We start from the raw sequence: 12029 nt of genomic DNA on the forward strand, positions 1-12029 counted from the left end.
GCACGCCATCTCGACGGACCGAGCAAACGCTGATGGGGAGCCGTGAGGCCCTGGCGCTCTGTCGGCACTACCGAGCCATCTCCTCCAAGAACTCCTGTGTCTCCGAATCCGTCGAGTAGACACAGGTGCCCTTCATTCCACGGGTCAGCAGCACCTTGTAGGTGTTCCGAATCAGAGCGCCGTAGTCCGACTCTGCGGCCTCTTTGACCTGGGAATCCCAGGATGGTTCCCGCCGGGCTACCCACCTATTACTTCGCCGAACGAGATCGGGACCGAAAATTACTCCAGCCCAATCATATTCGAATCCCTGTGCGGTATAGATGCAACCAACCTGGCCGACTCCCCGCTCATCGGAGGCCCAGTAGTCGGCGTCCGGCACTCCCGGGACGTGCTTATCAGGCTTCGCATTCCACGGTCGGCTCCAGTCATCGATTCGCACATCACCGACAAGGCGCTTCTGATCTCCTCGACCGACAGGATCGCTCCACTCCCAACAGAATCCGGCCGCCATCCGCGCCGACCCGGACTCGTGTTCGTGCTTATGGTTCGTCCAGGCTTCCAGCGCGGCGGGCGAGCTCGCGTTGGAGACAACGAAGCCGTCATCGACGTCAGCCGTGAGCTGACTCCAGCTGACTGGAGGTCGCGGGTCGAGTTGAAGCAGCCGTCGGACCCACACCTCGTAGAGATCCGAACCACCACAACGGAACTGACCATCGAGCCGCACAACCCGCACCTTGCATCCAGCGGCCTGAGCGGCTGCTTTGATCTCGGCAAGCGAGCCCATCTCGCGCGGGCGCACCAGCTGCTGCTCATCGAGCAGGAAGATCGGAACCCAGGCCACGTCGATCAGTTGATCGATCTGGCGGCGACGCTTCCAGGGCTCGTCTGGACCTGGTCGCCAGTAGTCGCTGTCATTGCGAATCCGATGTGCCTCATCACAAATCAGCACATCGAGCTCGCCCGGCGCAGACTTCTTGTAGTCGTAGAAATACTTGAAGATCGATTCGGCACGCGCACTTCCGGCAGCCGCCACCTTCCGCATCGTTTTAGTGAAGGCACGCGAACCAGTGGCATGATTAATCGTCAGCCCGCGACAGGCCAGATCGCCGAGCAGGCTGAGCGCGATAACGCTCTTCCCGGAACCTGGACCGCCCAGCACAACGACGACCGTTTTGGTTCGTTTCGTGCGTGCACGCTCCACCGCCCCCATGACCAGCTCGTAGGCCACCCGTTGTTCGTCCAACAGCATGAACTGTTGACGGCCTCGGATTTCCGCGGCAGCCAGCTGGAGCAACGGCTTCGTCGGCGCGTGCCTGAAATTGAGGAGCCGGTTCGCCGCATCATGGGCAAGTCCACGTCCACCTGATGGATCCAGTAGCGTCCGTAGATATTCGAGCATCTCCGACTTACTGTCTCCGGTGAACAACCGCCCGAAGCCGGTTTCCTCACACTGGTTCAGCACCTCGACGTCAGCGGATAAGGCGTTGTGCAAGTAGGCGATGCCATGCACGGAATTCGGCAATCCGACAAGGTCCGGTGTCATATCGACCAAATATTGGCAGTACCACCGAACCTGCTCGACCGGATGCAGGATCGCGTCCGCGTACCCCCTGATCGACACCAGCTTTTCAGTTGCTGCTTCGACCCGGGACCATTGCTTCAGCTCCACCACCACATAGCTGAGCGCTCCGGTTTGCGGATGAACACCGCACAGGACAGCGTCCATGCGCTTCGGGCTGTTCGGAAGTTGCTGCTCGAGCAGCACCTCGATGTCGCCGAGTCCGCCGCCGACCAGGTCGTGCAGAAACTCCAGCAGGCTGTGCTTCCACGAGGCCAGTTCACTCGTTCCGACTTTCTGCTCCCACTGCAGCAGAGCCTGCGCCGACATCAGTTTCGCCAGTTCGCCGGACTCTGCCGCAGTCCACAGATCCTCAGCACTTCCTTGCACGAGAGCCACTTGTCATCCCCACTGACGCACGCGAAATCGACGTGCGGGTGGGGGCAGCGGTCGATGCGGTGCATCGGTGCCCGGCGGGCCGCGAGGTTCAGATTAGCGGAGGCCGAACCCGAGGTGACCGAACTGCCTGGGAGAGTGCATGTTTCCTGCGGTACAAGGACTTCGTTCGCGCTGAGTTCCAGCCCGGGGGCAGCGCCTCATCCAACGGTGGCGTCGCCGCTGTCGAGCTCCGAATATTTCACAGCACGCCCACGAGCCTTGTCCGCAGGGTAGCGCCGTTCGTTCAACCTCACCTTGGCCTCTGCCACAGCGACGAGATCGACGTCCAGGACATCGGCAAGGCGCACAAGGTAGAGGAAAACGTCAGCGAGTTCCTCGTCTACCTTCGAACGTCCTGCGTCGCTGTGCCGGATAGCAAGGCTCTCCTCTGGCGTCAGCCATTGAAAGATCTCAGAAAGCTCGCCCACCTCCCCGGTCAAGGCCATTACCAGGTTCTTCGGCGTATGGAACTGCTCCCAGTCGCGACGGCGGGCGAACTCGGACACCATTTCCTGCAATCTTTCGACTGTCATAGGGCCTGTGTATCAGCCGTGCTCGACGACGTGGTAACCGGCCCGCGCACCCTTCCCATGCCGGAGCCAACGTCCGCACGGCAGGATCCTAGAGTCGACGCGAGCTGCGCACCCCGCTCGGCCTCAGCTCAGCGCACGGGTACTCAACCTCACCCGGCCACACGATCTGGTGCTGCCATCTCCTCCAGGAACGCCTGCGTCTCTGGGTCCGTCGAGTAGACGCACGTCCCCTGCATGCCGCGAGTGAGCAGCACCTTGTACGTGTTCCGGATCAACGCTTCGAACTCGGAGTCCTCAGCCTTTCGTACTGCCGGATCATGGGACCGCGACCTCACCGCCACCCACCGATCACCTCTGCGAACGAAGTCTGGTCCGAAAATTACTCCCGCCCAGTCATATTCGAAGCCCTGCGCTGTGTAGATGCAACCGACCTGACCGAATCCGCGGTCGTCGGAGGCCCAGTAGTAGGACTCTGGCGCATCGGGGACTCGCTTCTCCGGTTTCGCGTTCCAGGGACGTTCCCAGTCGCCGATCGTCACATCGGCGACCAGCCGCTTGCTGTCTCCGACCGTGACGGGGTCACTCCAGGTCCAGCAGTATCCAGCCGCGATGCGAGCGGTGCCTCCACGTTCGGCGCTCTGGTGCAATAGCCATGCTTCGAGCGCCTGTGGCGATGCGGCGCTGGCGACACGGAATTCATCGTCACTGTCGCGGACAAGTGTGCTCCACGCGATCGGTCCCTCAGCGTTCAAACCAAGCAGTCTCTCCACCCACACATCGAACAGTTCCGAACCACCGCAGCGGAACTGGCCATCCAAGTAGACGACCTCGACCTCGCAGCCGATGGCCTCAGCAGCCGACCTGATCTCCTCGAGCGAACCCATCTCGCCGGGCCGCACAACCTGGTTCTCATCCAGCAGGAACACCGGAACCGCTGCTACATCGATCAACTCGTTGATCTGTGGGCGAGCCTCCGAGCGAAGTTGTGCGGAGGTATAGCGGTTGGCACTGGTTTCGCGGACGCGGTGCGCCTCGTCGCAGATCAATACATCCAGTTCGCCACGTCGCGAGCTCATGTAGTTGTTGAAATACTTGAACATGGTCTGTACGCGCTTATCTCGGCGTCCGGCGACCTTCCGCATCGTCTTCGTGAACGCACTCGAGCCTGTGGCGTGGTGTACCCGGCGACCTTGCCTGGACAGCTCACCGAGAAGGCTGAGCGCGATCACGCTCTTGCCTGAGCCTGGCCCGCCGATCACGATCACGATCGTCTGGGTCCGCCCGTCACGTGCGCGGTCCACGGCCTGCATCACCAGCTTGTAAGCGACCCACTGCTGGTCCAACAACACGAACTGTTCCCGGTCTTGAATCTCCTTGGCCGCCAGGTCGAGTAGCGGTTTGGAAGGGGCATGCTCGAACTGGAGGAAATCGTCGGCGGCTTTCAGAGCAAGAGCACGGCCACCGTTGACGTCGAGCAGCGCGCGCAGGTGCTCCGCGAAGGCGGCCTTGTCGGCCATGGTGAACATGCGCCCGTATTCGCTCGGCGTGTACTGCTCGAGCGAGGCAATGTCACTGGAACGGGCATTATGGAGATACGCGACACCGTGCACGAGTCCCGGCCGCTCGGCGAGCGCGGGCGTCGAATCCATCAGGTACACACAGTATTGCCGCACCTGATCGACCGGGTGCAGATGCTTCTTGGCCATCCCGGGAACCGTGACCAAACCCTCGCCGCACAGTTCGACCTTGGACCACTGTTTCAACTCCACCAGAACGTAACTCGGCGCACCGGTACCCGGATGAACGCCACACAACACGGCGTCCACCCGCATAGGGCTATGCGGCAGTTTGTGTTCCAGCAGCACCTCGACATCGCCGAGCCCCGCCTGGACGAGGTCGCCGAGAAAAACCACCAGGCTGTTGGTCCAGGAATTCTGCTCCGACCCACCGACCTTCTTCACGCCCCACTTGAACAAAGCCTGATCGACCATCAGTTTAGTGAGGCGACCGGCAGTCGCCTCGGCGAACAGGTACTCGGCACTATGCCGCACAAGAGCCACTCGCCACCCCTACAGACGCATGCGGAAGTCAACATGCGGGTAGGGGCAGCAACGAAGCGGTGTTCGGTGCCCGGCGGGCCGCGGTGATGACATTACTCGTACGGCTAATGACCGGAACCATGCGCCACTGGAGCATCCAGCGCCAGAAGCGAATTCACACAACGTGCATATGTCCCCAATCACCATGCGCGTCAATCCAACCCGCACCGCAGGCTGAACGCCCTCTACCACGGCGGCACAGCGTTCGAGCGTGCGCAGCGACTGACCTGAGTGGTCCCGGGGTTATGGCGTTGCCTCAGATTTCTGGCCGTCTACCTGCGACACTATGGTCAACCAGATCAGCACGCTAATCGTGCCGACAGAGATGATGTGAGTGATGAAAGTGAATGAAAAACCGGGAGATTCGCAGGAAACATGCAGGTGAAGAAGTGTGCTCCCCGCGCATGCGGGGATGAGCCCCCCACACTGGTCAGCTGCCCAGGATGTGGCGCGTGCTCCCCGCGCATGCGGGGATGAGCCCAACCATCTGCGGGTGGGCCTATTCGTGCAGCGGTGCTCCCCGCGCATGCGGGGATGAGCCCGCAGATTGACCCTGAAACGCGAAAAGAGCCCCGTGCTCCCCGCGCATGCGGGGATGAGCCCTCGAGCGTGCAGACGATCCAGCTGACCGTCCCGTGCTCCCCGCGCATGCGGGGATGAGCCCCTGGGGGTCTGGTTATTCCTTGGGCAGGCCCGGTGCTCCCCGCGCATGCGGGGATGAGCCCCACGATGCGTTTACTCATAGAACCTCCGTAAAGTGCTCCCCGCGCATGCGGGGATGAGCCTCGACAGTGTGGCACCGACCTCGAGATGATCCGGTGCTCCCCGCGCATGCGGGGATGAGCCCACCCTGACGACGTGGGCACGTGCTGTAGCTGAGTGCTCCCCGCGCATGCGGGGATGAGCCCGGCACCCAGCTTCTTCGGGGGCAAGTCGTACTGTGCTCCCCGCGCATGCGGGGATGAGCCCATCGGGCACGATGGGCTGGACGGAATGCTCAGGTGCTCCCCGCGCATCGGGGATGAGCCGCCACTGCGCCCGTTCAGGTCTCGCCTTCCGACATGCTCCCCACGTGTGCGGGGAGCACAACATCTCCACTTGCTCACTGGCGTCCGGGAAGGGCTCAGCCCCGCGCGTGCGGGGAGCACATCACCGCATCCGCCGACCAGATCAGGATGGCGGGCTCAGCCCCGCGCGTGCGGGGAGCACACTTCCTGAACAGTGTCTTCCTGCTCGAACATACTGTTTTCATTCACATTCCATCGTTCATGGCGTAGTTGTTGCCGAAGTGAACGGCTTCTCAGTGTCTGCTGGCACTTCTCCATCCTGCACACCGTTGCCCGGATTGCGTCGTCTGTATCGGTGGCAAGTCTGCACAACGACTCGGTGGTGGTGTCACTATCGGCTACCGGTGTTGGACCCTTCGTTGCGAGTGGGCAACGGTCACGCCTTCTCCCTCTGCTAGCGTTTCGGCGTTGGGACAACAGTGCTCCCGGCACCATGCCGGGATGAGCCGAGCTCGACGTCGGCACCGCCGAGCGCGCTATCGAGTTCCCCGCATGCGGCGGGGATTGGGCTGGCACCGCGTCCCAACCCAAGTGGCAGGTAGCGGTCGTTCGGGATGACACACAGCGACTCGGAACTGCGACTGAGTCACTTCACAGCCCGTGGGCAAGAGCTTGGCAACTGGTATTCCAGTAAGTGTGTCATCCCTGTGGATCGAAAATGGTCTCCATACCGACTGGCCGCCCCGACTCCCTGTTACCTGACGGCTATCATCGACGCTCTCTGAAAATCGCCAATCATCAACAGCTCCACGTCTGCTGAGATATATAGTGGCCTGGGCGCACCCAGGCCCGAATGAAACCGGATGCGCCCCTTATGGATTACCGCCTCAATGATTGGCGCCGAGGCGACACTTGCGTTCTTTGATGACGATTGGAGCACTGCTCGTGAATTCGACTCCGCCTGTGAGGAATGCTGCCGATGACGGGTCGGGCCAGCCGGCGCCCAAGGCGATTCCACCGATCTTCGGGCTGGGCGTGAGCGCATTGGTTGCGCTGGCGGTCGGTCTCCTGGATGACTGGGGAACGGCATCAGATGTTTTCATCCTCGTGATGGGACTGTTTAGCGGCCAGCAAGGATGGGGAAGCCGCGCTCAGTCGAGTCGGGCACCAGGACCGGAGTAACGCGCAGACCCATATCGGAGATGCACCGGCTAGTGGTGGGTCTTTGGGTTCGATCCTGCGGTAGTTCGTGCAATGCCTTCGAGGGGTCGGATCGGATTGGCGAACCTGTCGGTGGGGCTCGATATGCTGCCGAAGCCAATGATACTTACGATCTTAATATTCGAGATGTAGGTTAAATGCTTTCTCCTGCAACGCGTTCCGCGTGGGCTAAGAGCGACCGTGAGGGCGGGAGCCTGTCTGTGGCGCGGCATCTACTCGACTCCGTCGCCGTAGCTGGGCTGCTATGGGATCAATGGTTACCTAAGAGGACTCAGCAGTTGGTTTCGGCTGCTCTACCTCGAGGGCTCGAAGACGGGCGGCTATTGCTGCGGTGGTTGGCTGGGGTGCACGACATCGGCAAAATCAGCCGGGCTTTTGCCTGTCAGGTACCGGATTTAGCGGACAGAATGCATGCGAAGGGGCTGACGTTCTCTGGTGTGCCGGCGAATCGAAAGGCGTTGCCGCACGGCCTTGCTGGTCAGGTTGCGGTGGATCGATTCTTGGAGCAGCACGGGTGGAGTCAGCCGGTTGCGCGGACGTATTCCATTGTTGTGGCCAGTCACCACGGAGTGCCGCCGACGCGGCAGGAGTCTCGTGACGCGCCTCGTCGTAAAGGGCTACTCGGTGACGGTGCGTGGGACCGTTCTCGGGAGGAATTGCTCGACCATGTCACCGAATTTGTTGGCGCACGGGAGCGTTTGCAGGAGTGGAGCCGGGCTCCGTTGCCGGTCCCGGTGCAGGTGCTGCTAACCGCAGCGGCGATCGTGACCGATTGGATTGCCAGCAACCAAGATCTGTTCCCGCTCGACAGCGACCGGGATTCGGAGAAAGTGGCGGTGGAGGCATGGAAGCTGTTGGGACTGCCAGCACCCTGGCGGCCGTCGCCGGACACCGACGGTGAGGACCTGTTCCGAAAGCGTTTCGATCTCGCGGCGGACACGAAAATCCGTCCGTTGCAGGCGGAATGCGTGCGGTTGGCGGAGTCGCTCGACGAACCAGGGCTAATGATTGTTGAAGCGCCGATGGGAGAGGGTAAGACCGAGGCCGCGTTGCTCGCCGCGGAAGTACTGGCTCGCAGGTTCGGGGTGGGCGGGGTATTCGTGGCATTGCCGACTATGGCGACGTCGAACGCCATGTTCGACCGGGTACACGAGTGGGCGGAGAACCTGCCCGACACCGCGGGCAGCATGTTCTTGGCGCATGGCAAAGCGGCCTTGAACGACACATTCAACCAGTTGCGGCGCAAGGGATTCGCCTCGATCGGCATCGACTGCGGTCACCAAGACGTCATCGCGCACAGTTGGTACGTCGGGAAGAAAGGCCCGCTCGCCAACATCGTGGTCGGCACAATCGACCAGGTGCTGCGCGCGAGCTTGAAGACCCGGCACGTCATGCTGCGGCACTTGGCGCTGGCCAACAAGGTAGTCGTTATCGACGAGGTCCACGCCGCTGACAGCTATATGTCGACCTATCTCGAGCGTTGCCTGGAATGGCTGGGCGCCTACCGGGTGCCGGTGGTGTTGATGTCAGCGACATTACCTCCTGCGCAACGGCTTTCGCTGCTTCAGGCGTACCAACGTGGCGTGAACGGCACCGAAGCGGGCATGGACGACATAGCAGTACGTGACATCTACCCCTGCGTGACCGTATGGCCGTCCAGCGTCGACGCCGAACCTATCGCGCCTTCGGGGCGGGCGACCGATGTGCGGATCGAGCATCTCGGTGACGAGATTGCCGACGTTTTATCGGTGCTGGAGGATGCGCTGCCCGAGGGTGGGGTCGTCGGCATCGTGTGCAACACGGTCGCACGGGCACAGGAGCTGTTCGAAGCGCTCCGTAGCAGCGGCAGATTCGATTCCAACGACGAATTGCTGCTTCTGCATTCACGATTCGTCGCTCCGCACCGTGCCGAGCGGGAGAAGCGACTGCGCGCGCTGCTGGGTCCGCCGGGCAAGGCGGACCGGCCGAAACGTTTTATTGTCGTCGGTACCCAGGTTATCGAGCAGTCACTCGATATCGATGTCGACCTGTTGATCACAGATCTGGCCCCGATCGACCTTCTCCTGCAACGCGTCGGTCGCCTGCATCGACATCTTCGGGACTCCCGCCCGGCCCGAGTCGTGTCCGCTCGGTGCCTGATCCGGGGAGCCGACTGGTCGGGTGCGGTGCCCGTCCCGGTCGTCGGGTCGGTGGCGGTGTATCAGGCGGCACGGCTACTGCGGGCAGCAGCCGTGCTCGACCGCAGATCAGGCGGACAGATCCAGATCCCCGGCGATGTGCCGGCATTGGTCGCCGACGGCTACGCGGAATCCTTCGTAGCGCCCGAGGGGTGGGAGTCGGAGGTAGAGGCCGCAGAGCGGACATGGGCGGCATTCGAGTCCGAGCAGCGGGTTTCTGCCGGTACCTACCTGCTCGGGCGTCCGTTCGGGGAGTCGGCGAGCCTGCGGGGCTGGCTGACCGCCGCGGCGCCGGATGTCGATGGTGCGGGTGGTCAAGCCCAAGTCCGCGATGGCGAGGACACGATCGAGGCGATCGTGGTGCGTCGCGACGGTGATGACGTGTATGTGCTCGACGAGGTGGCCGACTACGGCGGTCGACTCGTCCCCACCGAAGGGCCGCCGCCGTCGCGATTGGCAAAAGCACTGGCGGGCTGCACGATCCGCCTGCCCGCTGCGCTGACCCGGTACGGCCGGATGGACGCTGTGCTCGACACGCTGGAGAAGAACTGGTACCCGGGCTGGCAGCAGTCGCATTGGCTCGCCGGTGAACTCGTCCTCGAGCTCGACACCAGTGGGTCGGCGATCGTCGCCGGACACCGGCTGCACTACGACACCGTTCTCGGATTGCGGATCGAGCGGATGGAGACACCTCAATGACCGCCCCCGGCACCGACTTCGACCTTGTCGACGATCCCTGGATCCTGGCCTTGGACACCGCAGGCAAACCCTGCACGCTGACTCTGCGGGGAGCCCTGCACCGCGCAGACGAAATATCGACTCTCACAGGCGAAGTGCCCACACAGGTGTTCGCGATCTTGCGACTGCTGCTGGCGGTGCTGCGGCGCAGCATCCACGAGCGGACGGAACCGACCTATGAGATCTGGAGTGGTCTGTGGACCAGCGACACTTTGCCCATCGCGGAGATCGACGACTATCTCGGCAAGCATGCTGGGCGTTTCCGGCTGTTCGATCCAGATGCTCCGTTCTTTCAGGTCGCCGGGTTGCGGTCGGATAAGGACGCGGTCAGCTCGCTCGACCGGTTGATCGCCGATGTACCCAACGGGGAGAAGTACTTCACGACACGCGCCGGTGCGAGTATCGACCGTATCGGTTTCGCCGAAGCAGCACGATGGCTGGTGCACGCGCAGGCGTTCGATCCGTCCGGGATCAAGACCGGCGCGGTTGGGGACCGTCGGGTCAAGGGCGGCAAGGGATATCCGATCGGTGTGGCTTGGACCGGCAACCTCGGCGGCGTGTTCCTGGAAGGTACGACCCTGCGGGAAACATTGCTGCTGAACCTGGTGCTGCGCGATATCAACAGCGAACGGTTCAGCATCGACGACCGGCCCGCCTGGGAACGCGACCCCACCGGCCCAGGAGCAGTCGAGGGCCGACGACCGGCCGGTCCTGCGGACCTGTGCACCTGGCAGAGCCGACGAATCCGACTGGTACACAACCAAACCGAAGTCACCGGTGTGGTGTTGTGCAACGGTGACGCGCTCGAGCCATTCAACTGGCAGCACCTCGAGCCGATGACGGGCTGGCGATACAGCGAGATCCAATCCAAGAAGGCCCGCGAGACCCGGCACTACCCGATAACTCACGATCCCGAACGTGGGCTATGGCGAGGGTTCACCTCGCTGGTCCGCCAAATCGGCAATACCGGCAGCACCGAGGGCAGGCCGATCGCGCCCGCGTTACTGGAGTGGGCCTGCTACCTCATCGACGAAGGCGTACTGAACGAAGCGCATCCGATGCGGTTGCACGCGATCGGGATGCAGTACGTCAACAACCAATCGGTCGTCGGCGACATCGTCGACGACACCCTCGGGTTCCGAGCGGCACTGCTGGCCAGCAACCCGGACCTGCGCGTCACCGCCATCGATGCAGTACAGGTCTCCGACAGCGCTGTCGACACCTTGGGGGCATTGGCCGCGAACCTTGCACTAGCCGCCGGAGGTGTGCCGGACGGTGCGCGACGTCGTGCCCGCGAACATGGATTCTTCGCTCTGGAACACCCGTACCGGCAGTGGCTCGCCGCGCTCCTCCCGGAAGGCAATACCGAAACCTACGGCCAACACTGGCAGCGGCAAGTCCGGCAGGTCATCGAAACCATCGGCACCGACCTGATCGAATCGGCAGGACGACCCGCGCACCTCGGACGCGTGGTCGGTGAACGGTATCTCGACGCCAGCCTCGCCTCGATCTGGTTCTACGGCCGTCTGAAGAAACTGCTCCCGGCCGCCTACCTGGGCGGCACCGAGCGAGGAAGGAACATCGCGTGAACACGGTGAAGAAGGACTATCGCGAGATGGACCGAGCACTAGCGGAGCATGTCACCCAACGAGTATCGCGCCTGCAATCGAGCTATAAGCGCAACGACGCCGACGCGGTCGCGGCCATCGCACGCCTGCGGCGCGGCGTCGGACACCCCGCCGGGAGCCTGATGGACCTCTGGGACCTGACCTTCGACAAGCTTCCCGAGATCCTGTCGGACCAGTCGAGCTTTTCCTTCGCAGAGCGCGACGGTGCGCCGACAGCATGGGAGCAAGCCGCCCACGACGCGATCACCCTGCATGCCTGGCACCAGCAATCCAAGTCCGAGCCCATGCACCAGCGCGGCGCGACTTTCGGTGGCGCGCTCCGCACTCTCGGCTATCGAACATCGGAAGATGCGGTCCACCGACGATTTCAGGCTCTGGGCGCCAGCGATCGCCACGAGGCCCGACTGGTCCTGCTACGCGGGCTGATCAGCCAATTGCGGGCCCACACCATCGCGCTCGACTACGCGAGCTTGGCGCGTGATCTGCGCCAGCTCGATCACGGCACCTCCACCGATCAGGTTCTGCTGCGCTGGGGGCGCGACTACCACCTGACCAAGCCCGACGGCACCGACCCCGGCGACGCGGACACCACCCCAGTGAAAGGCGTAGACCAGTGACCCGATTGTTCGT

General features: G+C 62.8%; 6 protein-coding genes and 1 CRISPR repeat array. Of the genes, 3 read left to right on the plus strand and 3 right to left on the minus strand.

Annotated elements, in window-relative coordinates:
- Positions 1-67 precede the first annotated feature (67 nt).
- The 3 genes from NU1_RS08145 to NU1_RS08155 form a co-directional block, all read right to left on the minus strand.
- A complete protein-coding gene (locus NU1_RS08145; protein WP_067518996.1) occupies positions 68-1957 on the minus strand; it encodes a DNA/RNA helicase domain-containing protein in 1890 nt (629 codons plus the stop codon).
- Between the two features lie 197 nt (positions 1958-2154).
- Positions 2155-2529: a nucleotide pyrophosphohydrolase gene (locus NU1_RS08150; protein ID WP_067518998.1), complete on the minus strand. Its 375-nt coding sequence runs from the start codon at positions 2527-2529 to the stop codon at positions 2155-2157.
- A 149-nt stretch (positions 2530-2678) separates the two neighbouring features.
- Positions 2679-4589 carry a DUF2075 domain-containing protein gene (locus NU1_RS08155; RefSeq protein ID WP_067519000.1) on the minus strand — a complete coding sequence of 637 codons (1911 nt, stop codon included), beginning with the start codon at positions 4587-4589 and terminating at the stop codon, positions 2679-2681.
- 430 nt (positions 4590-5019) lie between these two features.
- Positions 5020-5597: a CRISPR direct-repeat array (repeat unit 29 nt; unit sequence GTGCTCCCCGCGCATGCGGGGATGAGCCC).
- Positions 5598-6993: 1396 nt separating this feature from the next.
- Here NU1_RS08155 and NU1_RS08160 point away from each other — a divergent pair.
- The 3 genes from NU1_RS08160 to casB are packed head-to-tail and all read left to right on the plus strand — an operon-like array spanning position 6994 to position 12016.
- Positions 6994-9732 carry a CRISPR-associated helicase/endonuclease Cas3 gene (locus tag NU1_RS08160; protein ID WP_067519002.1) on the plus strand — a complete coding sequence of 913 codons (2739 nt, stop codon included), beginning with the start codon at positions 6994-6996 and terminating at the stop codon, positions 9730-9732.
- On the plus strand, positions 9729-11360 hold the full coding sequence (gene casA, locus NU1_RS08165) for a type I-E CRISPR-associated protein Cse1/CasA (RefSeq protein WP_067519004.1): 1632 nt from the start codon (positions 9729-9731) through the stop codon (positions 11358-11360). Before NU1_RS08160 ends, casA begins: the two co-directional genes overlap by 4 nt.
- Complete coding sequence (gene casB / locus NU1_RS08170) at positions 11357-12016, plus strand: type I-E CRISPR-associated protein Cse2/CasB (protein WP_084521088.1); 660 nt, start codon at positions 11357-11359, stop codon at positions 12014-12016. The genes casA and casB overlap by 4 nt, the downstream gene beginning before the upstream one ends.
- Positions 12017-12029 lie beyond the last annotated feature (13 nt).

Origin of the sequence: Nocardia uniformis NBRC 13702, assembly GCF_001613345.1 — a bacterium.
Taxonomy (GTDB): domain Bacteria; phylum Actinomycetota; class Actinomycetes; order Mycobacteriales; family Mycobacteriaceae; genus Nocardia; species Nocardia uniformis.